Below are 24188 nucleotides of genomic sequence, written 5' to 3' on the forward strand. Positions count from 1 at the left end.
TAACCAACTGAGCTACACCCGCGTTCTTGCGGTTGCGTCCGCTTGGGAGGCCGCCCTCTATGTCAGCACCGGGTGGCTGTCAACGCGATATTCCAGCCCCACGAAGATTTTTACGACCGAACCGCGACTAGCCTGTGGACAGTTTCACCAAAGAACCGATTTTAGTGCCGATTTCGCGATTTTTATCACGTGAAGACACCTTTCGGACGGCTCGATCGAAGGAAAATAAGCGAAAAAAATTTTAGGCCGGGCAGAATCCCTTGCGAAACATCGTCGCCAAGCAGCCCCTCCTCGTCATTGCGAGCGTAGCGAAGCAATGACGAAACAATGTTCATTGGGGGCCATCATGAGAGCGGACACTGCTCCCACAACATCGTCGCCTTTGCGGAGACGACGGGAGCATGACGCCAATCGCGGCCGATCCGACCAGGAGGTCAGGAAGGGCGACGTGGCTTCTCGTATTTCCAGTTGCGGGTCTTGCCCTCGGCGATCCACGCGGTCGCCTGCGCCATGCGCTTGTCGCGTGTGGCGGCAGTCTTCGCCTCGGTGATCCATTCCAGGTAGTCACGGCGCTGAGAGGGGCTGAACGCGCCGAATATATCCTGCACCTCCGGCATGGCTGCCAGCAGTGCCGCAAAATCCTCCGGCATCGGAATTTCCGGACGCGGCTTGCGTTCGTCGGCGGTCTTGAGTGCGGTGCCCTTCTCCAGCACGCGGTTCAGCGCTGCATCGAGATTCGCCGTCAGCACCGCCTCGTCTGGCAGATCGGTGATCTTCGTGATTCGCCCGAACTGTCCCATGGCGTCGCCCTGCCGACCGTCTCCATGAATGACGAAAGTGCAGTGTGCCTTGAACGCCGCCATCCCGGCGACGTTCTTACCGTTCACCGTGAAGTGCGGCATGCCCCATTTGATCGCCTCTTCGGCGCCGGGAAGCGCACGGTGGGCCACCGCCCGCAAATGTTGGAGGATCGGACGGGCAAAGTCCGCGGCCTGTTCGATATAGTCGTCGACGCGCGGATCCTTGCTCATGCGATCACTCCCCTCACCCCGCAAGAATGAGCGCGGGGGCTTCGATCAGCTTCTTGAGGTCCTGCGCGAAGCTGGCGGCATCCCAGCCGTCTACCACGCGGTGGTCGCAGGACATCGAAATGTTCATGATCTTGCGCTTCTCGATGCGCTCGGTGCCGTCGGCGCCCTTCACGAACATCGGTCGCTCGACGATCCGGTTCGGACCGATGATCGCCACTTCCGGACGGTTGATGACCGGCGTGGTCGCCACCCCGCCCATCGGCCCGAGCGAGGTCACCGTGATGGTCGAACCCGAAAGCTCGGACGACTTGGCCGAGCCGTCGCGCGCCGCCTGCGCCAGACGGCCGATCTCCGTGGCGAGTTGCCAGAGATTGCGATCCTGCGCATCGCGGATCACCGGGACCATCAGCCCCGCCGGGGTCTGCGCCGCCATGCCGAGATGCACCGAGCCGTAGCGCGTCACCACACCCGCCTCGTCATCGTAATGGGCATTCAGCATCGGATACTTCGGCAGCAACTTGCAGATCGCCGTGATCAGGAACGGCAGCATCGTCAGCTTGGGCCGCCCGTCCACATTGGCGCCCCTGCCCTCGTTAAGCTGCGCGCGGACTTCCTCCAGCGCCGTCACGTCGTATTCCTCAACATAGGCGAAGTGCGGGATCTGGCGCTTGGACGCCGCCATGTTCTCGGCAATGCGGCGGCGCAGGCCGATCACGCGAACCTGCTCGTCCTGCCCCTTGCGACCGGCAGGCTGGAAACCGCCCGCGGCGTTGTAGGCCAGGAACGCGTCGAGATCGGCGTGACGCAGGCGGCCATCCTCGGCGGGACGCACTTCGGACAAGTCGATGCCGAGATCGGCGGCACGCTTGCGCACCGCCGGGCTGGCCATGACTTTGGCGTGCGCGGCTGAGGGTTTGGGCGCGGGCGCGGGCGCGGGCGCGCGGGCTTCGACAGGCTCAGCCTGAGCGGGTGTGGGGGATGGGGCCGGAGCAGGTGCAGGTGCTACAGTGGCTTCGGTTTCCACAACCTCCGTTCGTGCTGAGCCCTGAGCTTGTCGAAGGGTCGAAGCACCGGCCACTGCCCCCTCAACACGCTCGATGACCTCGGACTTCGGCGCCGGCGCGCGGTCGACTTCGTTGCCCGCACCTTCGACCTCGATCACCACCAGCGGCGAGCCGATGGCGATCACATCGCCCGTCTCGCCCGCCACTTCGACGACCACGCCCGAAACCGGGCTCTCCATCTCGACCGTCGCCTTGTCAGTCATCATGTCGGCAAGGCGACCGTCTTCCTCGACCGTGTCCCCGACTTTGACGTGCCAGGCGACGATCTCGGCCTCGGCAATACCCTCGCCGATATCCGGCAGGCGGAATGTGAAACGACCCATCGGATCAATCCTTCATGAGCCGATCGACCGCCTCGCCGATGCGGACGGGACCGGGGAAATAGGCCCACTCGAGGCTATGCGGATAGGGCGTGTCGAAACCGGTCACGCGCTCCACCGGCGCTTCGAGATGATAGAAGCAGCGCTCCTGGACGAGCGTGACGAGTTCGGCGCCGAAGCCGGAGGTGCGGGTCGCCTCGTGTATCACCAGGCATTTCCCCGTCTTCTCCACCGACTTTTCCACAGTGTCGATATCAAGCGGAACGAGGCTGCGAAGATCGATGATCTCGACATCGACGCCCTTCTCGGCGAGCACCGCTTCGGCGACATGAACCATGGTGCCGTAAGTCACGACCGTCAGCGCCGCGCCTTCGCGCACCACACGGGCCTTGCCGAGCGGCACCTTGTAGTAGCCCTCCGGCACCTGGCTTCCGGGCAAGCCCTTCCAGGGCCGCGAGGGGCGATCATAATAGCCGTCGAACGGGCCGTTGTAGATGCGCTTCGGCTCGAAGAAGATGACCGGATCGTTGTCCTCGATCGCGGCGATCAACAGGCCCTTGGCGTCATAAGGCGTCGCCGGGATCACCGTCTTGAGACCGGCGACGTGGGTGAACAGCGCCTCGGGGCTCTGGCTGTGGGTCTGGCCCCCGAAGATGCCGCCACCGAACGGCGAGCGCACGGTGATCGGCGCCACGAACTCCCCGGCCGAGCGATAGCGCAGACGCGCCGCTTCGGAGACGAGCTGGTCGAGGCCAGGATAGATATAGTCCGCGAACTGGATCTCCGGCACCGGGCGCAGGCCATAAGCGGCCATGCCGACGGCAGCGCCGATGATGCCGCATTCGTTGATCGGCGTATCGAACACGCGATTCTTGCCGAACTTCTTCTGAAGGCCCGCCGTCGCCCGGAACACGCCGCCGAAGTAGCCGACGTCCTCGCCCATGATGACGACATCGGGATCGCGCGCCATCATGATGTCGAGCGCGTCGTTGATTGCCTCGATCATGTTCATCGGACGGCTCGGCGCGTCGTGAAGGCTGACGGGATTTTCCTCGATCATGGTCCTCACTCCTTCCACTCCGGCCATTTCGTCTGTCGCTCACGGATCGCCTGTTCGGCCTGTTCCTGGAGGTGCCAGGGCAGCTCCTCGAACACGTCCTCGAACATCGTGTGGAACGGGTGGTGAAGGCCGTGCCCGAGGATGCCGTTCTTCTCGGCTTCCTTGGTGGCCGCCTTGACCTGCTCGGCGAGGTCACGGTCCATCGTCTCGTGCTGCTCCTCCGACCATTCGCCGAGCGCGATCAGGTGCTTCTTGAGGCGCATGATCGGATCGCCGAGCGGCCAGTCCTCAGCCTCGCGCGCGGAACGGTAGGCGCTGGGATCGTCGGAGGTGGAGTGCCCTTCGGCGCGATAGGTGAAGTGCTCGATCAGGGTCGGCCCCTTGCCCGCACGGGCACGGTTGGCGGCCCACTCCATCGCCGCATAGACCGCCAGGATATCGTTGCCGTCGACGCGCAGCCCGGCGATGCCGTAACCCGCCGCACGCGCCGCAAAAGTCGTGCGCTCGGCCCCGGCAAAGCCCGAGAAGCTGGAGATCGCCCACTGGTTGTTGACCACGTTGAGCACGACGGGCGCGTTGTAGACCGCCGCAAAGGTCATCGCCGCATGGAAATCGCCCTCGGCGCTGGAGCCTTCGCCCACGAAGCTGGTGGCGATGCGGGTATCGCCCTTGATCGCACTAGCCATCGCCCAGCCCACCGCCTGCGGGAACTGGGTGGCGAGGTTGCCCGAGATCGAGAAGAAGCCGTAGTCCTTGGCCGAATACATGATCGGCAACTGGCGGCCCTTCAGGGGATCGGCGCGGTTCGAGTAGATCTGGTTGACCATCTCCACCAGCGGATAGCCGCGGGCGATCAGCACGCCCTGCTGGCGATAGCTGGGGAACACCATGTCGTCCGCCGCGAGCGCGTGGGCGCAGGCGATCGAGATCGCCTCTTCGCCGGTGGACTTCATGTAGAAGCTGGTCTTTCCCTGCCGCTGGCCGCGATACATGCGGTCGTCGAAAGCGCGGGTAAGCGCCATCGTCGCCAGCATGCGGCGCAGGGTCTCGGCATCGAGACCGGGATTCCACGGACCGACGGCGCGATCGTCATCGCCGAGCACCCGGATCAGGTCAAGCGTCATTGGCCAGGTTTCCCTGGCCTCGCAGGCCTCGTCCGGCCGGGCCAGAAGGCCCGGTTCGGGGATTTCCAGGTGAGTATAATCTACCGTATCGCCCGGCCGATATCTCGGCTCGGGAACATAGAGTTCGAGCGGCGGCAGATTGCCACGTAACTTGCCTGTGCGAACCGGGCCTTCGGCCATTCTGGTTATCCTCTCCCGACTTTCCGGGCCGTAGAAACCTGATCTGCGCTAGGAAAAAGGGACGAACCTAACGCGTTTCAAAATTCCACGGTCAGGTCATATTATTTCAACCTCCAGCAATGTCAATCCACCGAGAAAATCTGCCCAACGGGAATTAAACCGCCACCGGAGCGGCGATATGCGCCTGCGGGGCGTAACCCGAAACCACGAAATCCTCGATCCGGTAATCGAAGATCGAATCGGGCCTGCGGGCGATTTCGAGTCGCGCTTCGCCTTCGGGCCGGCGCGAAAGCTGCTCTTCGACCAGAGCGGCATGGTTGAGGTAAAGATGGACATCACCGCCCATCCAAACGGCCTCTCCCGGCTCAAGGTTGCATTGCTGGGCGAACATCCGCGTCAGCAGTGCCAGCGACCACATGTTGAAGGCGAACCCAAGCCCGAGGTCGCAGCTCCGCTGATAGAGCGCGCAGGAGAGGCGGCCATCGGCGACATGGAACTGATAGCTCTTGTGGCACGGCGGCAGCGCCATCGAATCGAGTTCGGCGACGTTCCAACCCTCGATGATGTGGCGGCGACTGCCCGGATTGTTCTTCAGGCTCTCGATCACTTGCGCGACCTGATTCACCCCGGCTGCCCGCTTGCGATAGAGTCCCTCGCCGGCCTCTTCGTAGACCGGCCAGTTCACCCACTGCTTGCCGTAGACCGGACCGAGATCGCCCCACTGATCCGCAAAGGCCGCATCCTCGACGATCCGGCGCGAGAATTCGGCACGCTCGATAGTTTCGCCGGTTTCGCGGCGATAACGGTCCAACGGCCAATCGGTCCAGATCTCGACGCCCTGCGCACAGAGCGAACGGATGTTGGTATCCCCGGTCAGGAACCAGAGCAGTTCGCGGGTCGCCGTCTTCCAGTAGACGCGCTTGGTGGTGAGCAGCGGCATCGCGCCGTCCGACAGGTCGAAGCGGATCGTCGCCCCGAACACCGAGCACGTGCCGATGCCGGTACGGTCCACCCGTTCATCGCCCTCTTCCCAGATGCGGCGCATGAGGTCGAGGTATTGCCACTCCCAGTGGCGAACTGTGGTCTGGGCGGCGGAATCGGCAGCGAGAATTTCGGTCATGGCCGGAGCCTAGCCCATAGCGGGCGAGGTTCAAACGGACCTTGAACCCTTGTCCATGACAGAATGTGAAGCAAACCCCAGACAGCAAAAAACCCAGCGTTTCCGCTGGGTTTCTATGCCTCACCCGAGGGTGAAAATGGTCGGGGAAAGAGGATTCGAACCTCCGGCCCCTGCCTCCCGAAGACAGTGCTCTACCAGGCTGAGCTATTCCCCGACCGGGTGGGCGTTCCGAAGAGCGCCCGGGGCAGGAGCGCGCCTATATAGGGCGACTCCGGGGGTGGCAAGTGGCCAATCTCATTTTTGTTCGCATCGGCGGGACGAAGGCATGCGGAAGCCCCCTCAGAGCACCGGAAAACCTAGAAATTTCGAGCAAAAACAAAAATTTCCACAGGCCCGATTTTCGTCGCCCGACGCCGAAAAGGCCGCGCCATAGCCCTCGAATCGCCCCCGCGCAGCGCTCGAAACAGTCGAATCGGCAGGTTTTTCCCTCCCCCTAACCCTTTCGGCCAGCCCTATTGTCGCTTCGCCGACCCTCGGGCAGAACATCGCAGAGGGATGCGTGGTCGCGGGGAGTGACGATGCGACATCTGCCTTTTCGACAACTATCCGTTTGCTGGGCGATGGCATGGCTCGCGCTACCCGGCATGGCCGCCGCATCCGCTCCGGCCCTGCTCACGCCGATCACCCTCGCACCGGGGATCAACGCCCTGCCCGATATCGCCGGAACCGGCGAGGACGGCTCGATCGCGCAGCTCTGGCGCCAGAACAACAAGGTCCGCGGCCAACACATCTTCCTGGTGAAAGTGGGCAATGCCACGGCCGTTCTCGAAGGCCGGGACCAGATCAACGATGCTCCGGATGTCGGCGACGACATGATCCGCTCGGTCCGCTTCGCCCGCGGCGATTATCGCGGCACCTCGACACTCTATATGCTGATCGCCAACCGGGACATCGGCACGTCCCCTTACGCAGCCGCGCCCACGCATATCCAATCGTTCGCGTTGGTGAAGAACCATGAAAGCTTCGACTTCACCCCGGTACGCTCGTTCGTGGCCACGGAAAAATACTGCCACGCCGACGCCGCCCTTCTGGCGGAGCTGAACTTCCCGCTTTCGCCGACTTATGCCGGACGAGCGACGCCGACCGGGTGTTGAACCGAAAAACCTCTATCCCCCGCGCAGAAGCTGCACGCCCCAGTCGCGTTCGAACAGATAGAGCAACAGCCGTGCCGCTTCTCCGCGCGGTCCGGCGAGGCCGCCGTCGCGCTCGATCAGCAGGCGGGCGTCGTCATGGGCGAGTGGCAGCAGCTTGGTGATCTGCTCCAGGCTGGCAATGCGGAACGGCGTATCGCCCGACTGCCGCGTGCCCAGCAGTTCACCGCCGCCGCGCAGTTGCAGGTCTTCTTCGGCGAGCCGGAAACCGTCCTGAGTCTCGCGCATCAGGGCAAGGCGCTGGCGAGCGGTTTCGCTGAGCTGCTGTCCGCGCAGCAGCAGACAGGTCGATTTCTCGCTGCCGCGCCCGACGCGCCCGCGCAACTGGTGAAGCTGGGCAAGCCCGAAGCGCTCGGCCTGCTCGATCACCATCAGCGTCGCATTCGGCACGTCGACGCCGACTTCGATCACCGTCGTCGCCACCAGCACCGCAGCCTCGCCACTTGAAAAGCGCTCCATGCCGGCGTCCTTGGCCTCGGGCTTCAATTGGCCATGGACGAGCACGACCCGGTCGCCGAAGCGATCCTTGAGCGTCGCATAGCGGGCCTCGGCCGCGGCGAGGTCGTCGTTTTCGCTCTCGCTGACCATCGGGCAGACCCAATAGGCCTGCTGTCCCGTCTCGATATGGCGGGCGATACCTTCGACGACGTCGGCCATGCGCTCCACCGAAACCACGCGGGTGTCGATGGCCTGGCGCCCGGGCGGCAGTTCGTCGAGCTTGGAGACTTCCATCTCGCCGTACTGTGCCAAAGTCAGCGTGCGCGGGATCGGCGTGGCGGTCATGGCCAGCGTATGCGGCGTGCGGCGGCCCTTGCGCGCCAGCATCAGCCGCTGGCCCACACCGAAGCGGTGCTGCTCGTCGATCACCACCAGCGCGAGATTGCGGTAGGAAACGGTGTCCTGGAAGATCGCGTGGGTGCCGACGACGATATCGATGGAGCCGCCGACCAGCCCCATCAGGATCGCCTCGCGCGCCTTGCCCTTGTCGCGTCCGGTGAGCAGCGCGATCTCGACGCCGGTGCCCTGAAGCATCCGGGCAAGAGTCTCGTAATGCTGGCGGGCGAGGATTTCGGTCGGCGCCAGCAGCGCCGCCTGTGCCCCCGCCTCCACCGCAATGAGCATCGCATTGAGCGCCACCACCGTCTTGCCCGCGCCGACATCGCCCTGAAGCAGGCGCAGCATCGGCGCGTTCTGCACCACGTCGCCCTCGATCTCGTCGATGGACCGCTTCTGCGCGCCGGTCAGCGCAAAGGGCAGCTTGAGTTTGGCCCGCAGCGAGCCGTCGCCCTTCAGCGGGGTGCCGGACTGCTTGCGATTGCTCTCCCGCACCAGCATCAACGCAAGAGCATTGGCGAGCAGTTCGTCATAGGCGAGCCGGTCGCGCGCCGAGGCATGGACGCCGCGATGGACCTCGCGCACGGCCTCGTGCCAGACCGGCCACTTCATCTTGTCGTAGAGACCGTGCTCGATCCATTCGGGCAGTTCGGGCAAGGCCTTGAGCGCCTGCTGGACAAGGCCTGCGACGCGTCCCTGCGTCAGCCCCTCCGACAGCGGATAGACCGCCTCGCAAAGCTGCCCCACCGGCGCGGCGCTGGTTTCCGAGACATGTTCGGGATGCACCATCTGGAGCATCTGGCCATACTGGTCGAGCCGCCCCGCCACCCAGCGCGTCTCGCCGACCGGAAGCTGCTTCTTCGCCGTGTAGGATGCGCGGCCGAAGTAGGTGATCGTGCAAATATTGCCGGTCTCGTCCTCGGCGATCACCCGGAATGGTCCGCGCCCGGACGGCGAGCGATGCTCGCGCACGATGAGGCGGACGATCACGTTCTCGCCCACGCTGGCATCGTCGAGATTAAGCACCGCGCGCCGCTCCACGAAGCGGTCGGGCAGATGATAGAGCAGATCCCGGATGCGGGTCAGCCCGAGTTTCTCCAGGGGACGCTTGAGCTTGGGGCCCACGCCGTCAAGGGAATCGGTCTCGGTGAACAGGCAATTGAGTGCTTCGGGCCGCATGGTCAGCCTCTTAGCGCGAGTGCGGCTCGTTTCGCCAGACCGGCGGGGAACGGATTTGCGGACAGCCACGTTGGCCCAGGTGTCACCCCACCCCTGCATAGGAGAAATGCATGCTTCTTCCGCACGGAACCGTGTTTGCGATCGTCGACGGTGAAAACTTCGAACTCTATCGCAACGCGGGACGCGAGGCCGCGCCGAAACTCACTGCGCTGGAAACGCCGGATCTGGAGGCGACCAACTTCAGCGCGGGCTTCCGCCGCCGCGATGATGCCGTTTCGCGCCATCAGGCCCGGACCGGCGACGGCAGCAACGATTCGCTGGACGAAAGCGCCCATGCCGCCGCCGTCGCGGGCTGGCTCAACCAGCAGGTGCTGGAACGCGAGATCGATCAGCTCGTGATCGTGGCGGATCCCCGCTCGCTCGGCGAAATGCGGCGCCACTATCACAAGGAGCTGAAGAGCGCGCTGCTGACCGAAGTGCCCAAGACCATGACCGGGCGCCGCAGCGAAGAGATCATCAAGGTATTCCAGCGCTAGGGCGGAACACCCAAAAACTTGCTCATGCCCGCGCCGTATCGTAACGGCGCGGGCATGAGCGAAATTACATCTCAGGGGCTGGCCCGGCTCGCCCGCCTCAAGTTCCGCGCCTGGCATCGCGGCACGCGCGAGGCCGATTACATGATCGGCTGCTTCTTCGACCGCTTCCACGCCGAATGGTCCGAAGTCGAGATCGAACTCTTCGAAACGATGATCGAGGAAGAAGACGTCGACATCATGGCCTGGGCGCTCGGCACCCAGAGCATTCCCGAGCAATATCGCGGCCCCTTGATGGACCGCATGATGAAGCTCGATTACGTCGATATCCCGCGCTGATTTCATAAGGCAGACTGACTGCGGCATGGCCGATTTCCAACGCATTCTCTCGGCTACCTCGCCGCTTACCCTTGCCTCGGTAACGCGCGGTGCCCAGCCGCTGGTCATGGCGGACCTTGCCCGCGCCGCGAAAGGGCGGGCGGTGTTCATCGCCGACAACGAAAGCGCCATGCGCGCCGTTGCCGAGGCCGCGCAGTTCTTTGCACCGGAACTGGACGTCGTCGAATTCCCCGCGTGGGACTGCCTTCCCTACGACCGCGCCAGCCCTGCCCTTTCGGTCAGCGCCCGCCGTCTGGCCGCGCTGCACCGGCTCCAGCTGAAGCGCACCGGCCCGCAGCTTCTCGTCACCACCGCCAATGCCGTGCTCCAGCGCGTGCTCACGCCGTTCCGCATTCGCGAATCGGTGCGACTGCTGAAGCCCGGTACGGAAATCGGCCATGAAAGCCTGATCGCACTGCTGCGCCGTCAGGGCTACCAGCGCAGCGACACCGCCATCGACGCGGGCGAGTTCGCGGTGCGCGGCTCGATCTTCGATATCGTGCCCTCCGGTCTGGAAGGCGGCCTGCGCCTCGATTTCTTCGGCGACGAACTCGAAACCCTGCGCCTGTTCGATACCGGCACCCAGCGCTCCACCGGCACCGTTCCCGACCACCTGCTGCTCCCCGCCAGCGAAGCGCTGGTCGACGAGGACAGCGTCAAGCGCTTCCGCAGCCGCTACCGCGAGATGTTCGGCGCCAATGCCACGGCGGACCCACTCTATCAGGCGGTCAGCGACGGCCGCCGCCTTGCGGGCATGGAGCACTGGCTGCCGCTGTTCGAAGACCGGCTGGTCACACTGTTCGACCACCTCTCGGACGACGACCTGCTGGTGATCGACAGTCCGGCACTCGGTGCCGCCGACGAGCGCTTCACCGACATTGCCGACTATCACAAGGCCCGCCTCGAAACCTCGGGCCAGAAGGCGGGATCGTATCGCCCGCTCGCCACCGACGCGCTTTATCTGGGCCGCGAGGAATTCGAACGCGCCGTTGCGGCCTTCCCGGTCCACCGCGCCGATCCTTTCGCGCAGCCGGAAAGCAAGACGGTCATCGATTTCGGCTTCGGCAATGCCCGCGACTTCACGCCCGAGCGTGCGCGCGGCGACAATGCCTATGAGGCCGCCGCCAAGCACCTACACGCGGTTGCGAAGTCGGGCCGCAAGGCGATCCTGGCCGCCTATTCCACCGGCAGCCGCGCGCGCCTCGTTTCCATCCTGGGCGAGGCCAAGGGGCCGGAACCCAAGCTGGCGGATACCTGGCAGGAAGCCCTCGGCCTTGCCGTGCAGGGCCGCTCCGCCGCGCTGGTGCTGCCGCTGGAAACCGGCTTCACCAACGATGCCGTCGAAGTCGTCACCGAGCAGGACATCCTTGGCGACCGCCTTGTCCGCCGGAAGAAAAAGAAGAAAGATTCCGACGCCTTCCTCGCCGAACTGGCGGCACTGACGCCGGGCGACATGATCGTCCACATGGACCATGGCATCGGTCGCTACGAGGGCCTCCAGTCGATCCCGGTCGGCAAGTCGCCTCACGACTGCGTGATGCTGACCTATGCGGGCGGCGACAAGCTCTACATCCCGGTCGAAAACCTCGACGTCCTCTCGCGCTACGGCAGCGAGGCGGAAGGCGTCGCGCTCGACAAGCTGGGCGGCGAAGCCTGGCAGAAGCGCCGCGCCAAGCTCAAGGAACGCATCCGCGAGATCGCGGGCGAACTGATGAAGACCGCCGCCGCGCGCGCCCTGCGCACGGCGCCTGCCCTGCTGCCCGAAAAGTCCTCCTACGACCAGTTCGTCGATCGTTTCCCCTGGCAGGAAACCGAGGACCAGGAACACGCCATCGACGACGTGCTGGGCGACCTTTCCGAAGGCAAGCCGATGGACCGCCTCGTCTGCGGCGACGTGGGCTTCGGCAAGACCGAAGTGGCCCTGCGCGCCGCGTTCGTCGCCGCCATGGCGGGCCAGCAGGTCGCCGTGGTCGCACCGACCACCCTGCTCGCGCGCCAGCACTATTCGAGCTTTGCCGATCGCTTCAACGGCTTCCCGCTCGAAGTCGGCCGCCTCTCGCGCCTCGTCCCCGAGAAGGAAGCCAAGGCCACCCGCGACGGCCTGACCGCCGGCACCATGGACGTGGTCTGCGGCACCCATGCGATTCTCTCGAAGACGGTCAATTTCAAGCGCCTCGGCCTTGTCATCGTCGACGAGGAGCAGCGCTTCGGCGTCAACCACAAGGAGCGCCTCAAGCAGCTGCGCACCGACGTGCACGTGCTGACGCTCACCGCCACGCCGATCCCGCGCACGCTGCAAATGGCGATGAGCGGTCTGCGCGAACTCTCGACCATCCAGACCCCGCCGGTCGATCGCCTTGCGGTGCGCACTTACGTGATGGAATGGGACGAGATGGTGATGCGCGAGGCCCTGCTGCGCGAGCACCATCGCGGCGGCCAGAGCTTCATCGTCGTGCCGCGCATTTCGGACATGGCCGAAGTCGAGGAATGGCTGGCCAAGAGCGTGCCCGAAGTGAAGGTCATCTCCGCCCACGGCCAGATGAGCGCGGGCGAAGTGGAAGAGCGCATGAGCGCCTTCTACGAGGGCAAGTACGAAGTCCTGCTCTCGACCACCATCGTCGAAAGCGGCATCGACATTCCGCGCGCCAACACGATCATCATCCACCGCGCCGACCGCTTCGGCCTTGCCCAGCTCTACCAGCTGCGCGGACGCGTGGGCCGTTCGAAGCTGCGCGCCTATGCCTATCTGACCACCCCGGCCGGACGCGCGCTATCCGAAGTCGCGGAAAAGCGCCTCAAGGTGTTGAGCGACCTCGATTCGCTGGGCGCAGGCTTCCAGCTTGCCAGCCACGACCTCGACATTCGCGGCGCGGGCAACCTGCTCGGTGACGAGCAGTCGGGCCATATCCGCGAAGTGGGCTTCGAACTCTACCAGTCGATGCTGGAGGACGCGATCCTCGAAGCCCGCGCGGGCGGCGTCGGGCTGGAGAAGAACACCTCCGGCCTGTCCCCGCAGATCACGGTGGAAGCGCCGATCATGATCCCGGAGGACTACGTTCCCGATCTGGCCGTGCGCATGGCGCTCTATCGCCGCCTCAACGACGCCGACAGCAAGGACGAGATCGAATCGCTCTCGGCCGAGATGATCGACCGCTTCGGCCCCCTGCCCTCCGCGACCTCGAACCTCATCAAGCTCATTCAGATCAAGCGCCAGGCGATCGAGGCCCATATCGCCAAGATCGACGTCGGCCCACGCGGCACGCTCGTCAGCTTCCACAACGACAGCTTCCCGAACCCGCTCGGCCTCATCGCCTATGCCGAACGCCTGCAAGGTGCGGTCAAGCTGCGTCCGGACAACAAGCTGGTGCTGCAACGCGCCTGGGGCGATCCTAAGAGCCGCCTGAACGGCCTGCTCCAGCTTACGAAGGGTCTCGCGGCGGTAGCGCGAAAAGGCTGACACAGTACAAAGCTCAACGTCATCCTGAACTTGTTTCAGGATCCATCTTGCCGATTAAGCCGCCGCTGATGGTCAGAAATGGATCCTGAAACGAGTTCAGGATGACGGGGGCTACGGGCAAGGCCCCTCGCCTACATCAACGGCACTCTGATCCGCGCAATCAGCCCACCGCAGGGCGACGTCGCGAAGGAAAGCTGCCCGCCAAACCGCATCATCAGCCGGTGCGCCGTCGGGATGCCGAGGCCGAAGCCCGGCGTGTCGCGCGTGCGCGCCTCGTCGAGGCGGAAGAACGGCGTCAGCACGTCCTCGAAATGGCTTGGCGGAATGCCCGGGCCGGTATCCTCGACGTCGATGAACCAGTCCGCCCCTTCATGCCGCACCGACACTTCCGCCCGTCCGCCGAAGCGGATGGCGTTCTCGACCAGCGCGCCGGTCGCCAGGGCCAGCGGCTCGGGGAAGCTCTCGACCACGGCCCTGCCCGCCCCCGTCAGCCGCGCTCGATCCTCATAGGGCGCGATGACCGCCGCCACGAGTTCCCCGAGATCGACCTTCTCCGCATCCGAAGACAGGTGCTGGGCTCGCAGGTAGCCTTGCAGCGAAGCGAGAAGACCTTCCATCTCGTCGATGCTGGTCTGCATGATCTCGGAAATTTCCGGGTCTTCGATCAGGTCGGTGGCGATCTGCTGGCGCGAGAGCGGCGTGCGCAAGTCATGGCTGATCGCCTCGAACGAGCGCGCCTGGTCCTCCAGCAGCCGCGCGATGCGCTCCTGCATGACGTTCATCGAATGGGCGAGGTTGCGCAGGTCTTCCGGCCCGCTTTCGCGGATCTCCACGCGCTGGCCGTGACCGATGGCATCGGCGGCCTGGGTAAGGCGGCGCAGCGGATTGGTCAGCAGGCGCAGCAGGATCAGCCCGATGGCGATGCAGGCCAGCGCCGTGCAGAGCATGAGCATGCTGGCGCGCAAGGCGATCGGCCACATCGAAGTGATGTCGCGCGACCGGAAATTCAGCCACTTGCCGTCCGCCAGCCGCACCGAGCCCACGAGATCGCTCTTCCCGCCCGTCGCGTCGGCCGTGGCGAGATTGAGCGGACGGGTGGCCAGAGACGGCTCCCATTCGATCACCTGCCCGGCAATCCGGCGCAGCGATTCGGAATCGGCCATGCCCCGCACGGCGGGCTCGGGTGAAAATTCCGCCTTGAGATGACCCGTCGTCATGATCGGTGCGGCGAGATTCGGCTGGAGCGTGTGGATGCGATCGCTGACGACGATCAGTTCGGCGATTCGCCGCGCGTGATCGGCGCGAATCGTCTGCCGGTCGATGGATTGGTAGAACAGCAGGCTGCCGGTCAGCTGCGCCACGCAGAGCGCAAGAAAAACGACCGCAGCCAGGACTGCCAGACGCGGGATACTGATTCGGGTCACATGTCCTCTCGCGGGATGCCCGATTGTTCTGCGCGATATGCCGGGGCGTCCTGAAAGAGCGCTCTCACCGGATGAGGCGTTCGTCAATGTGCTGCTTGCTTGGGAAACATTTTGACACTTGCGGAATGTGTCAGGGCTCTCGCATCATGTGCAGAGCGACTTTCTCCTTCCGTTTTGGAAGGAAGAAAGTGGCTCCCCGAGTAGGATTCGAACCTACGGCCATTCGATTAACAGTCGAATGCTCTACCGCTGAGCTATCGGGGAGCAGCCTGTCAGTGTTACCACCGCCGGGCAGGAGTGCGCCTATAAAAGGGGTCCTCAGGGTTGGCAAGCACTCTGTTATGAAAATGATGCAAAAACTTTTCCACAGGGCAGAGTCTTCGCAGGGCGCCTTTCCTCAGACCTGGAACTGCTCGGCGAAGATGCGCTCCTCCAGGGTGAAGCCCGGATCGAACAGCAAGGTCAGTTCCTTCTCGGCATTGGCGACGATGCGCACGGTCTTCACATCGCGCACTTCCTTCTGGTCGGCCACGGCGGCGACCGGGCGCTTGCCGGGTTCGCGGATGCGGAACTCGACTTCGGCGCTCTCGGGCAGGATCGCGCCTTTCCACCGGCGCGGGCGGAACGGGCTGAGCGGCGTCAGCGCCAGCATGCGCGAGCCGAGCGGCAGGATCGGACCGTTAGCCGAAAGGTTGTAGGCCGTGGAACCGACCGGGGTGGCAACCAGCACACCGTCGCCCACCAGTTCCTCCATCCGCACTTTGCCGTTGATCGTCACTTCCAGCTTGGCGGTCTGGCGCGTCTCGCGCAGCAAGGACACCTCGTTGATCGCGTAATAGACGAAGCTGCGGCCATCGTGGCTGGTGGCGTACATCTGAAGCGGGCGCACCGGCACCGGATGCGCCTCGGCAATGCGCTCGGCAATGGGCACGCCGTCATGCGGGCCGTTCATCAGGAAGCCCACGGTGCCGAGGTTCATGCCATAGACCGGCTTGATCACGCCCCGGTCCAGCATCTCGTGCAGGACGTGCAGCAGGAAGCCGTCCCCGCCGACGACGACGAGCACATCGGCCTCCGCAGGATCGACCCAGCGATGAGCACGGCGCAGCTCGGCCGCCCCGTCCTGCGCCTTGGCGCTGTCGGAGACGATGAGGCCCAGCTTGGGTTCGTCAGTCATTGCAATTCCCGATGTGAAGAGGTGCGCACGCCGGATCGGAGCGCGAATGGGAACATTTCATGAGATCCCGTCTCATTTTGAAGCCCTTTTCATGCCGCGGACCTTTCGAATTTTGCATCGTTTGGCAAGGCCTTTGGCTATAGCAAAGGCGATGGGCGAACGACGCAAAGGTTTACCGCGGGAACATGCCCGCGGGCTGGAAGACAGATTGACCGGGATTCCCGGCCTCGACGCCGTGCGCGAACGCATCGCCGTATGGCGCACCGATGCCGAGAGCGCCCCGCAGCATGCCCATGTCCACGCCATGCTGGTGTCGCTGCGACGGCTCGACACGATTAACATGGCCTATGGCGCGGAAGCCGGCGACGGCGCGCTGGAGGAAGTGGCAAGCCGCATCGCCCATTTCGCGGGCGAGGAACTCGACGGCCCCTGGCTGGTCGCCCGCGCGGGCGGCGGCTCCTTCGTGCTGGTCGCCAACGAAGCATGCAGCCGGGAGCGCTGGCATCTGGTGGCCGACCAGCTGGCCGACTTCATCTCGCGCCCGATCGCCCTGCCCACCGGCGTGCTGCGCCTCTCGCCGCGCATCGCCCTGATCCGCGCGCTCACCGGCGAGAGCGTCGATTCGATGCTCGACCGGCTCGGCCATGCCCTTTCAGGCTTGCAGGACCAGTCCGCCACACGGCTCGGCTGGGCAGACGGCGAAGTCACGGTGCCGGGGCGCTCGGCGGCCCAACTCGAAGCCGACCTGCTTGGCGCCATCGACCGCGACGAGATCGAGATCCTGTTCCAGCCGCAGTTCAGCCTCACCGACGATTCGCTGACCGGCGCGGAAGCCCTCGCCCGCTGGAACCATCCGGTGCTCGGCCGTATCGGTGCGGGCGCCCTCTTCGCCATCGCCGAGCGCGTCGACCACATCGGTCCGCTCTCTCGCCATATTGCCGCCAAGGCCATGGCGGCGGCGGGCCAGTGGCCGGGCGACCTGCGGCTGTCGATCAACGTCACCCCGGCTGACCTCGCCTTCGGCACTTACGTGCGCCAGATGCTCGACCTCGTGCGCGAGAGCGGCTTCCCGCCGCGCCGTCTGACACTGGAGATCACCGAGCAGTCGCTCATCAGCGACATCAGCCAGACCGCGCAGATGATGGCGGAATTCTCCTCGCAGGGCATCCGCATCGCGCTCGACGACTTCGGCGCGGGGTTCTGCAACTTCCGTTATCTCAAGGTCCTGCCGATCCACTATCTCAAGCTGGACCGGACGATGATCGAGGGCGTCGCCACCGACCGCCGCGACGTGGCGGTGCTGCGGGCGATCGTCGCGATGGCACGGGCGCTCGATCTCCAGGTCATTGCCGAGGGTATCGAGGAAGAAGAGCAGCGCGAAGTCGCCGCGCGCGAGGGCTGCGCCTACTATCAAGGTTTCCTGCGGGCACAGCCTATGTCGGCGGCGATGTTCGCCAAGCTGGCGCGGGTCGGCGGCGAAAAGCCTGCGGGTTAACAGCGAAGCCGTCCTCTCCTTCGTCATTGCGAGCGTAGCGAAGCAATCCAGAGTCGGTCTCAAGCCGCTCTGGATTGCTTCGCTACGCTCGCAATGACGGGATGTTTCAGCCACGCCGGACAGCAAAACGCGCGCTTGCGGCCTACCCGCAAGCGCGCGTTTTGTTTTGCCATCGGTTCCGGGCAAGTCCGGAACCGATGGCGAACCGCGTACCGTTTACGCCAGGGCGCCGTGGCAGTGCTTGTACTTCTGCCCCGAACCGCAGGGGCAAGGCGCGTTGCGGCTGATCGGCAGTTCGGCATAGGGATTCTCGCCCGAGGCACCCGCACCGACCGCAGCCTGCGGACTGCCCGCCAGAGTGCCGAACAGTTCCGGCATGAAGGCCGAACCGTCACCGTCGTTGGAATTGTCGAGGCCGGTCAGCGGATCGATGTGGCCGGTCAGGAAGTCCGGCAGTTCGGGAAGCCCCACCGGCTCGGGCATGCGCAGTTCGCTGACCGAGAGGATGCGCGTCACGTCTTCGCGAATCTGGTCGAGCAGGCGTTCGAACAGGCTGAAGGCCTCGGTCTTGTATTCGTTGATCGGCGTCTTCTGGGCATAGGCGCGCAGGAACACCACCTGACGCAGCGCATCAAGGGTGGAGAGGTGCTCCTTCCAGTAGTGATCGAGGCGGTCGAGCAGGATCGACTTCTCGACCTGGCGCCAGATCGCCGGATCGTCCTGGGACATCTTCGCGCTCATGTGCTCGGTGGCCATGGCGGCGATACGTTCCTCGACGAGTTCGGGATCGATGCCGTTCTCCTCGATCCATTCCTCCAGCGGAACCTCGACCGCGAGGATGTCCAGCGCCTTGGCCTTGAGGCCCTCGATATCCCAGTGCTCGGGGTAGGAACCGGTCGGGCAGGCATCGGCGACAAGCGCGTTGACGGTGTCGTTGCGCATGTCGACGACGACTTCGTCGACCGTCTCGGAGTCCATGATGTCGGCGCGCTGCTCGTAGATGACCTTGCGCTGGTCGTTCATCACGTCATCGTATTCGACGACCTGCTTGCGGACTTCGTAGTTGCGCGCCTCGACCTTCTTCTGCGCGGTCTCGATGGCCTTGGACAGCCACTTGGAACCGATCGCCTCGCCATCGGCCAGGTTGCTGTTCATCATCTTGGCGAACAGCGTGTCCGGGCCGAAGATGCGCAGGAGGTCGTCCTCCAGGCAGAGGTAGAACTTCGACAGGCCCGGGTCGCCCTGACGGCCCGAGCGGCCGCGCAGCTGGTTGTCGATGCGGCGGCTTTCGTGGCGCTCGGTGCCGATGACGCAGAGGCCGCCGGCTTCGAGCACGAGGCGCTTCTGCTCGGCCACTTCAAGCTTGATGCGCGCAATGGCCTCTTCACGCTCCACGCCCTCGGGCAGGTCGCGCAACTCGTCCTCGACACGGAACTCGACGTTGCCACCGAGCTGGATGTCGGTGCCGCGGCCGGCCATGTTGGTGGCGATCGTCACCGCGCCCGGCGAACCGGCCTGCGCGACGATGTGCGCTTCCATCTCGTGGAAGCGCGCGTTCAGCACCGAGTGCTTGACGCCTTCCTTGTTGAGGAAGTCCGACAGCAGTTCCGACTTCTCGATCGACACGGTGCCGACCAGAACCGGCTGGCCGATCTCGTGCTTTTCGCGGATCAGCTTGGCGATGGCGCCGAACTTGTCGTGGGTGTTCTTGTAGAACTCGTCTTCCTCGTCGATGCGCTGGATCGGCACATTGGTCGGGATGGTGACGACGTTCATCTTGTAGATGTCGTAGAACTCCGGCGCCTCGGTGGCGGCGGTGCCGGTCATGCCCGAAAGCTTCGGATACATGCGGAAGTAGTTCTGGAAGGTGATCGAGGCGAGCGTCTGGTTCTCCGGCTCGATGCGGACGCCTTCCTTGGCCTCGACCGCCTGGTGCAGGCCGTTCGACCAGCGGCGACCGTCCATCATTCGGCCGGTGAACTCGTCGATGATGACGACCTTGCCGTCCTTGACGATGTAGTCGATGTCGCGCTTGAACATGACCACGCCCTTGAGGCTCTGGTCGAGGTGGTGGACCACCTGGGTGTTCTCGACGTCGTAGAGGTTCGAACCGACCAGCAGACCGGCGGCTTCGAGCATGCGCTCGGCCTTCTCGACACCGTCCTCGGTCAGGCTGATGTTCTTGGTCTTCTCGTCCATCTCGTAGTCTTCGGGGACGAACTGCTTAACGACCGCGTCGACCTGCATGTAGAGTTCCGACTTGTCGTCGGTCGGACCCGAGATGATGAGCGGGGTGCGCGCTTCGTCGATCAGGATCGAGTCGACTTCGTCGACGATCGCGAAGTTGAAGGGGCGCTGCACCATCTGGCTGCGCTCGTGCTTCATGTTGTCGCGCAGGTAATCGAAGCCGAACTCGTTGTTGGTGCCGTAGGTGATGTCGGCGCCATAGGCTTCGCGGCGTTCCCATTCGTTGAGATTGGGGACGATCACACCGATGGTGAGGCCGAGGAAATTGTGCAGCTTGCCCATCTGCTCGGCGTCGCGGCGGGCGAGATAGTCGTTGACGGTGACGACGTGGACGCCCTTGCCCTCGATGGCGTTGAGGTAAGTGGCGGTGGTCGCCACCAGCGTCTTGCCCTCACCCGTGCGCATTTCCGCGATCTCGCCGCGGTGGAGCACCATGCCGCCGATCAGCTGCACGTCGAAGTGGCGCATGCCGAACACGCGCTTTGAGGCTTCGCGCACGGTGGCAAAAGCTTCGGGCAGGATCTGGTCAAGCGTGCTGCCGCCAGCCAGCAGTTCGCGGAACTTCGGCGTCTGCGCGGCCAGTTCCTCGTCGCTCAAGGCTTCAAGGACGGGTTCGAAGGCGGCGATCTGGGCAACGATCTTGTCGAGCGACTTGACGTAACGTTCGTTGGACGAACCGAAAATGGACTTGGCGATGGCGCCGAACATGGCGGAAATCCCTGTTTTTCGTGAATGCGTATGTCGGAGGTGCGCGCCTGCGATACGCGCAGACACGGGAAAGGTTTCGCGAAAGAGCGAATCGTCGGCGCGCTTACTCGCGCGCGCGATCTATCCCGGTGAGAACCGCGGGGACCGCCAGCGAATCCGGCGCCTCGACGAGCGGCGGAGCCTGCCGTCGGACGGAGCGGAAACCCGGCTCTGGCAATTGCGCCAGGGCCACCGGCGCACGCGGCGCCTTGGCGGCGACGGCGGCTTCGGTCAGCACCACCTGCAGGCTGGCCACCTGCGAAGCACGCGCGTCGGCAGGGCCGATCTGCGCGGCAAGGCCCGTCAGAAGGGCCAGCAGAGTGAGGAGCAGGCGGTTTGCCATGGCGGATCAGATAGGGGGCCATGGATGAATAGTCCATGTAAATCACCGTCCACCGCAGCGCAGGGGCATCACGCGGACGCTTGACCTGTCATACCCACGCGCTACGCACCCGCCATGGCCTATCCCACCTCCCCGCTCGCCTCGCCCTTCCCCGAGATGCCGCCGATCGCCGGCGTGACGCCGCACATCGTGCGCGCCGGATACAAGGACTGGGGCCGATGCGACCTGACTTACGTGGAGCTGGACGAAGGCACCGCCGTCGCGGGCGTGTTCACCAAGAACCTGTGCTGCTCCAGCGAGGTGGAACTGGGCCGCGACAACGTGAAGCAGGGCCACGCCCGGGCGCTCGTGGTCAACGCGGGCAATTCCAACGCCTTCACCGGCTACCGGGGCCGTGAGGCGGTCGAGCAGATCATGGACCAGGTCGCCGCCCACATCGGTTGCCCGCGCGAGCAGGTCTTCGTCTCCTCCACCGGCGTGATCGGCGTACCGCTGCCCAAGGACAAGGCACGCGAAGGCGTGGAGAAGGCCCTCACCGCCGAGCCCTGCTCGTGGGAAGAGGTGGCGAACACCATCGCCACCACCGACACTTTCGCCAAGGGCGCAACGGCCACGGCGATGATCGGCGACACCAAGGTCACACTCGCCGCCGTCATCAAGGGTTCCGGCATGATCGCGCCCGACATGGCGACGATGCTCGGCTATATCTTCACCGATGCCGCCGTGGAGCCTGCTTTCCTCCAGGAATGCCTCTCCGCCGCGAACTTCCGCACCTTCTCGTGCATCACCGTCGATTCGGACACCTCGACCAGCGACACCGTGCTGGCCTTCGCCACCGGCAAGGCAGGCAATGCGCCGATCTCGTCGATCGCCTCCCCCGGCGCCCATGCCTTTGCCGCCGCGATCCATGATGTCTGCCGCCAGCTCGCCCACCTCGTCGTGCGCGACGGCGAAGGCGCGCAGAAGTTCATCGAAGTGGCCGTCTCCGGCGCCGTCTCGGACGAGAGCGCGCGCAAGGTCGGCATGGCTATCGCCAACTCGCCGCTGGTGAAGACCGCCATTGCCGGTGAGGACGCCAACTGGGGCCGCGTCGTCATGGCCGTAGGCAAAGCAGGCGAACCGGCCGACCGCGACAAGCTTTCCATCGGCTTCGGCGGCACCTGGGCCGCGCGCGAGGGCCTGCCGCTCGCCGACTACGACGAAGCCCCCGTCGCCGCCCACCTCAAGGGACAGGACGTCACCATCGAGGTCGATCTCGGCCTTGGCGAAGGCGCCGCCACCGTGTGGACCTGCGACCTGACCCACGGCTACATCTCGATCAACGCCGATTACCGGAGCTGACCGTGGCCGCTCCGCAATTCACGATCTGGGGGCGCCTCAACTCCCACAACGTCAAGAAGGTCGCCTGGTTCGCCGAGGAGCTGGGCCTGAACTACGTGCGCCACGATATCGGCGGGAAGTTCGGCTATACCGAGGAATACCTCGCCAAGAACCCGAACCGGCTGGTGCCGATGATCGAGGACGGCAAGCTCTCGCTGTGGGAATCGAACGCGATCCTGCGCTACATGGCGGCAGAGTACGGCGGCGAGCGCTGGTTCCAGCGCGACCCCATCGACCGCGCGCTGGCCGACCGCTGGATGGACTGGCAGATCACTTATGCCGATGCCCAGCGCCTGCCCTTCCTCTCGATGGCCCGCACCCCGCAGGACCAGTGGGACATGCCCGCCATCGCGCGTGACGTGAAAGCCTGCGCCGCCCACCTCGCCGTGCTGGAGCGCTATCTCGGCGAGAAGCCCTGGCTCTCCGGCGGAGAGTTCGGCGTGGGCGACATTCCCATGGGCGTCTATGCCTATACCTGGTTCAGCCTGCCGTTCGAGAAGCCGGAGTTCCCGGCCCTGGCCGAATGGTACGCCCGCATCCGCGAGCGCAAGGGCTATGCCCAGCAGGTCATGATCCCGCTCACCTAAATCTCCATACGAAAGCCTCCCGCATGATCACCCCTTCGCTCAACGCCGCAGTCGAAACGATCATGCGCGAGGTCTCTCGCGATGTGATCCTGCCGCACTACCAGTCGCTGTCGAGCGAGCAGATCATCAGCAAGGCCGTGGATGACGTCGTCACCGTGGCCGACCGTGAGAGCGAGGCGATCCTCACCGAGCGTCTCACCGCCCTGCTCCCGGACGCCGCTGTCGTCGGCGAGGAAGCCACTTTCGCCGACGAGAACGAACTGCTGAAGCTGAAGGACCGGCTGTGCTGGATCGTCGATCCGCTCGACGGCACCAACAACTTCGCGTCCGGCAAGGCCCCCTTCGGCATGCTCATCGCGCTGGCCGACAAGGGCGAGACGCTGGGCGGCTGGATTCTCGACTGCCTGACCGGTCGCTTCTGCCGCGCCTCGGTGAACGGCGGCGCCTGGGTGGACGGGGAACGCCTCTCCGCCCGCGCCACCGGGGAAGAACCGCCGGTCGCCGCGATCTCGCTGATCTTCACCGAGGAAGCGCGCCGCGAACGCCTGCGCAGCGAAGTCGCCCCGCACTACCGCATGGTCGACATCCCCCGCTGCGCCGCCGAACAATACCCCCGCCTCGCGCTCGGCCAGAACGACGTGGCGATTTTCGAGCGCACCCTGCCCTGGGACCACGCGGCAGGCGCGCTGTTCCTGAACGAAGCGGGCGGCAAGTGCGCCCGCCCCGACGGCAGCGCCTACCGGGTCGACGAAATCGGCCGCAAGGGCCTGATCGGCGCCGCCTCGCCCGCCCTGTTCGAAGCCCTCGCCACGCGCCTCTCCGCGCTGGAAGACTGAAACCTTCCCCGCAACGGCTTGATCTGCGGCGCGTCCCGGTGCCAAGTAGGGCCATGCATGCCCACACCCGCGCCCTTGTCGCCGCAGCCGCCTTCGCCTTCGTCACCGGCAAGAAGGTGGCCGGTCTCTACGACCACTCCGCCGGAAAGGACCGGCGCGTCGCCGCCGAGGCCCGCGGAACCGCCTTGCAAGGCTTCGATGGCGAACGCGGCGTGAAGTTCGGCGGCAATCTCCCGGAAATCCTCGATGCAGGCGATGCGGCCTACGTATCGTTCGAAATCGACGGCACGAGCGTGAAAGGCTACGACCGCGTGTCCGCGACGTTCTACGAGGCCCGCGTCGGCGAAGGCCTCGTGCAGGTCTTCGATCACGGCGAGGCCGCCTGGTTCGCCTACGACATCCAGGATGCCGAGGCCGCCCAGAGCTATCACCGCAGCGAACAGGCGGGTCTCTAACCCGCC

At 64.9% G+C, this 24188-nt stretch carries 20 protein-coding genes and 3 tRNA genes (1 of these 23 running past the window's edge); 10 read left to right on the forward strand and 13 right to left on the reverse strand.

What is annotated here, in order from left to right; genetic code table 11:
* Positions 1-22, reverse strand: a tRNA-Asp gene (locus tag V7066_RS08985) (it extends 155 nt beyond the left edge of the window).
* Between V7066_RS08985 and V7066_RS08990 the strand changes: the two genes are divergently transcribed.
* On the forward strand, positions 1-193 hold a 193-nt coding region (locus V7066_RS08990), incomplete at its 5' end, for a hypothetical protein (RefSeq protein ID WP_334182715.1). The genes V7066_RS08985 and V7066_RS08990 overlap by 22 nt on opposite strands.
* A 241-nt stretch (positions 194-434) precedes the next feature.
* Here V7066_RS08990 and V7066_RS08995 read toward each other — a convergent pair.
* From V7066_RS08995 to V7066_RS09020, 6 genes are all read right to left on the reverse strand, one after another.
* Positions 435-1031: a YdeI/OmpD-associated family protein gene (locus V7066_RS08995; RefSeq protein WP_334182716.1), complete on the reverse strand. Its 597-nt coding sequence runs from the start codon at positions 1029-1031 to the stop codon at positions 435-437.
* A 13-nt stretch (positions 1032-1044) separates the two neighbouring features.
* Positions 1045-2418: a dihydrolipoamide acetyltransferase family protein gene (locus tag V7066_RS09000; protein WP_334182717.1), complete on the reverse strand. Its 1374-nt coding sequence runs from the start codon at positions 2416-2418 to the stop codon at positions 1045-1047.
* 4 nt (positions 2419-2422) lie between these two features.
* The gene (locus V7066_RS09005; protein WP_334182718.1) at positions 2423-3475 is read right to left on the reverse strand and encodes an alpha-ketoacid dehydrogenase subunit beta; all 1053 of its coding nucleotides are present in this window, start codon (positions 3473-3475) and stop codon (positions 2423-2425) included.
* A 5-nt stretch (positions 3476-3480) separates the two neighbouring features.
* Positions 3481-4779: a 3-methyl-2-oxobutanoate dehydrogenase (2-methylpropanoyl-transferring) subunit alpha gene (locus V7066_RS09010; protein ID WP_334182719.1), complete on the reverse strand. Its 1299-nt coding sequence runs from the start codon at positions 4777-4779 to the stop codon at positions 3481-3483.
* A 154-nt stretch (positions 4780-4933) separates the two neighbouring features.
* Positions 4934-5899 (reverse strand): thymidylate synthase, encoded by a 966-nt coding sequence (gene thyA, locus V7066_RS09015; protein ID WP_334182720.1) that lies wholly within the window; start codon positions 5897-5899, stop codon positions 4934-4936.
* Positions 5900-6036: 137 nt separating this feature from the next.
* A tRNA-Pro gene (locus tag V7066_RS09020) sits at positions 6037-6113 on the reverse strand.
* Positions 6114-6519: 406 nt separating this feature from the next.
* Between V7066_RS09020 and V7066_RS09025 the strand changes: the two genes are divergently transcribed.
* A complete protein-coding gene (locus tag V7066_RS09025; RefSeq protein ID WP_334182721.1) occupies positions 6520-7053 on the forward strand; it encodes a hypothetical protein in 534 nt (177 codons plus the stop codon).
* A gap of 12 nt (positions 7054-7065) precedes the next feature.
* On the opposite strand, the gene recG is transcribed toward V7066_RS09025, so the two are convergent.
* Positions 7066-9123 (reverse strand): ATP-dependent DNA helicase RecG, encoded by a 2058-nt coding sequence (recG, locus tag V7066_RS09030; RefSeq protein WP_334182722.1) that lies wholly within the window; start codon positions 9121-9123, stop codon positions 7066-7068.
* A gap of 110 nt (positions 9124-9233) precedes the next feature.
* Between recG and V7066_RS09035 the strand changes: the two genes are divergently transcribed.
* The 3 genes from V7066_RS09035 to mfd are packed head-to-tail and all read left to right on the forward strand — an operon-like array spanning position 9234 to position 13491.
* Positions 9234-9659 carry a host attachment protein gene (locus tag V7066_RS09035; RefSeq protein WP_334182723.1) on the forward strand — a complete coding sequence of 142 codons (426 nt, stop codon included), beginning with the start codon at positions 9234-9236 and terminating at the stop codon, positions 9657-9659.
* 54 nt (positions 9660-9713) lie between these two features.
* Entirely contained in the window at positions 9714-9995 is a 282-nt protein-coding gene (locus V7066_RS09040) for an FAD assembly factor SdhE (protein WP_334182724.1), read from the forward strand.
* Between the two features lie 25 nt (positions 9996-10020).
* On the forward strand, positions 10021-13491 hold the full coding sequence (mfd, locus tag V7066_RS09045) for a transcription-repair coupling factor (protein ID WP_334182725.1): 3471 nt from the start codon (positions 10021-10023) through the stop codon (positions 13489-13491).
* Between the two features lie 131 nt (positions 13492-13622).
* On the opposite strand, the gene V7066_RS09050 is transcribed toward mfd, so the two are convergent.
* From V7066_RS09050 to V7066_RS09060, 3 genes are all read right to left on the reverse strand, one after another.
* Positions 13623-14915 (reverse strand): ATP-binding protein, encoded by a 1293-nt coding sequence (locus V7066_RS09050; RefSeq protein ID WP_334182726.1) that lies wholly within the window; start codon positions 14913-14915, stop codon positions 13623-13625.
* Positions 14916-15104: 189 nt separating this feature from the next.
* A tRNA-Asn gene (locus tag V7066_RS09055) sits at positions 15105-15179 on the reverse strand.
* Between the two features lie 133 nt (positions 15180-15312).
* Complete coding sequence (locus V7066_RS09060) at positions 15313-16092, reverse strand: NAD kinase (protein ID WP_334182727.1); 780 nt, start codon at positions 16090-16092, stop codon at positions 15313-15315.
* Between the two features lie 208 nt (positions 16093-16300).
* Between V7066_RS09060 and V7066_RS09065 the strand changes: the two genes are divergently transcribed.
* Positions 16301-17587: a GGDEF domain-containing phosphodiesterase gene (locus V7066_RS09065; RefSeq protein ID WP_334182728.1), complete on the forward strand. Its 1287-nt coding sequence runs from the start codon at positions 16301-16303 to the stop codon at positions 17585-17587.
* 216 nt (positions 17588-17803) lie between these two features.
* Here V7066_RS09065 and secA read toward each other — a convergent pair whose 3' ends face one another.
* The gene (gene secA / locus V7066_RS09070) at positions 17804-20542 is read right to left on the reverse strand and encodes a preprotein translocase subunit SecA (protein ID WP_334182729.1); all 2739 of its coding nucleotides are present in this window, start codon (positions 20540-20542) and stop codon (positions 17804-17806) included.
* A 103-nt stretch (positions 20543-20645) separates the two neighbouring features.
* A complete protein-coding gene (locus tag V7066_RS09075; RefSeq protein ID WP_334182730.1) occupies positions 20646-20924 on the reverse strand; it encodes a hypothetical protein in 279 nt (92 codons plus the stop codon).
* A 114-nt stretch (positions 20925-21038) separates the two neighbouring features.
* Here V7066_RS09075 and argJ point away from each other — a divergent pair, with 114 nt between their 5' ends.
* Genes argJ through V7066_RS09095 form a run of 4 tightly spaced genes read left to right on the forward strand, consistent with a single transcriptional unit; the run spans position 21039 to position 24182 of the window.
* The gene (gene argJ / locus V7066_RS09080) at positions 21039-22265 is read left to right on the forward strand and encodes a bifunctional glutamate N-acetyltransferase/amino-acid acetyltransferase ArgJ (protein WP_334182731.1); all 1227 of its coding nucleotides are present in this window, start codon (positions 21039-21041) and stop codon (positions 22263-22265) included.
* Between the two features lie 2 nt (positions 22266-22267).
* Positions 22268-22891 (forward strand): glutathione S-transferase family protein, encoded by a 624-nt coding sequence (locus V7066_RS09085; protein ID WP_334182732.1) that lies wholly within the window; start codon positions 22268-22270, stop codon positions 22889-22891.
* A gap of 23 nt (positions 22892-22914) precedes the next feature.
* The gene (locus V7066_RS09090) at positions 22915-23727 is read left to right on the forward strand and encodes an inositol monophosphatase family protein (RefSeq protein WP_334182733.1); all 813 of its coding nucleotides are present in this window, start codon (positions 22915-22917) and stop codon (positions 23725-23727) included.
* Positions 23728-23780: 53 nt separating this feature from the next.
* The gene (locus tag V7066_RS09095) at positions 23781-24182 is read left to right on the forward strand and encodes a hypothetical protein (protein WP_334182734.1); all 402 of its coding nucleotides are present in this window, start codon (positions 23781-23783) and stop codon (positions 24180-24182) included.
* Positions 24183-24188: the final 6 nt, after the last annotated feature.

Source organism: Novosphingobium sp. (assembly GCF_036820275.1).
Taxonomy (GTDB): Bacteria; Pseudomonadota; Alphaproteobacteria; order Sphingomonadales; family Sphingomonadaceae; genus Novosphingobium.

Excerpts from the sequence above, each read along its gene's own strand:
- V7066_RS08995 (WP_334182716.1), bottom strand. The coding sequence starts at position 1,031 with ATGAGCAAGGATCCGCGCGTCGACGACTATATCGAACAGGCCGCGGAC.
- V7066_RS09000 (WP_334182717.1), bottom strand. The coding sequence starts at position 2,418 with ATGGGTCGTTTCACATTCCGCCTGCCGGATATCGGCGAGGGTATTGCC.
- V7066_RS09005 (WP_334182718.1), bottom strand. The coding sequence starts at position 3,475 with ATGATCGAGGAAAATCCCGTCAGCCTTCACGACGCGCCGAGCCGTCCG.
- V7066_RS09010 (WP_334182719.1), bottom strand. The coding sequence starts at position 4,779 with ATGGCCGAAGGCCCGGTTCGCACAGGCAAGTTACGTGGCAATCTGCCG.
- thyA (WP_334182720.1), bottom strand. The coding sequence starts at position 5,899 with ATGACCGAAATTCTCGCTGCCGATTCCGCCGCCCAGACCACAGTTCGC.
- V7066_RS09025 (WP_334182721.1), top strand. The coding sequence starts at position 6,520 with ATGGCATGGCTCGCGCTACCCGGCATGGCCGCCGCATCCGCTCCGGCC.
- recG (WP_334182722.1), bottom strand. The coding sequence starts at position 9,123 with ATGCGGCCCGAAGCACTCAATTGCCTGTTCACCGAGACCGATTCCCTT.
- V7066_RS09035 (WP_334182723.1), top strand. The coding sequence starts at position 9,234 with ATGCTTCTTCCGCACGGAACCGTGTTTGCGATCGTCGACGGTGAAAAC.
- V7066_RS09040 (WP_334182724.1), top strand. The coding sequence starts at position 9,714 with ATGAGCGAAATTACATCTCAGGGGCTGGCCCGGCTCGCCCGCCTCAAG.
- mfd (WP_334182725.1), top strand. The coding sequence starts at position 10,021 with ATGGCCGATTTCCAACGCATTCTCTCGGCTACCTCGCCGCTTACCCTT.
- V7066_RS09060 (WP_334182727.1), bottom strand. The coding sequence starts at position 16,092 with ATGACTGACGAACCCAAGCTGGGCCTCATCGTCTCCGACAGCGCCAAG.
- secA (WP_334182729.1), bottom strand. The coding sequence starts at position 20,542 with ATGTTCGGCGCCATCGCCAAGTCCATTTTCGGTTCGTCCAACGAACGT.
- V7066_RS09075 (WP_334182730.1), bottom strand. The coding sequence starts at position 20,924 with ATGGCAAACCGCCTGCTCCTCACTCTGCTGGCCCTTCTGACGGGCCTT.
- argJ (WP_334182731.1), top strand. The coding sequence starts at position 21,039 with ATGGCCTATCCCACCTCCCCGCTCGCCTCGCCCTTCCCCGAGATGCCG.
- V7066_RS09090 (WP_334182733.1), top strand. The coding sequence starts at position 22,915 with ATGATCACCCCTTCGCTCAACGCCGCAGTCGAAACGATCATGCGCGAG.
- V7066_RS09095 (WP_334182734.1), top strand. The coding sequence starts at position 23,781 with ATGCATGCCCACACCCGCGCCCTTGTCGCCGCAGCCGCCTTCGCCTTC.